General features: G+C 59.1%; 1 protein-coding gene. It reads right to left on the minus strand.

Annotated elements, in window-relative coordinates; translation table 11 throughout:
• A partial coding sequence (locus tag AAEZ10_RS27220) for an immunoglobulin-like domain-containing protein (protein WP_350571781.1) occupies positions 1-359 on the minus strand: 359 nt, incomplete at both ends.

Raw genomic sequence — 359 nt, forward strand, 5'->3', positions numbered from 1 at the left:
AGCGACAGATTGGTAGTGTCGGCAACGTCGGTGACAGAAGTCGAAACCGGAGTTTTGTCTGCAACCAGATCTTCGAAATTGCCACCGCTCACGCCAGTGATCGAGTTGGTGATCGGAGCATTGCCGGTCAGCGCATCGTTCGCAGCAACAGCGGTTGCAGTACCGGTAGTCTGACCGACGCCGATGGTGATGGTCTGGCCGTTGGCCAGAGTCACGACCACAGGCGAGCCAGTCACAGGCGCACCAACGGTGGCGGTGTAAGTCACAGTGCCGCCCTCAGCGACCGATGTATCGGCGGTCAGTTTGACGGTCGAGGTATCGATGGTATCGGTGACAGTCGTTACGGCCGGAGCTGTGCT

It is taken from the genome of Pseudomonas sp. H26/SER47-MNA-CIBAN-0231, assembly GCF_040310465.1.
Classification (GTDB): domain Bacteria; phylum Pseudomonadota; class Gammaproteobacteria; order Pseudomonadales; family Pseudomonadaceae; genus Aquipseudomonas; species Aquipseudomonas atacamensis.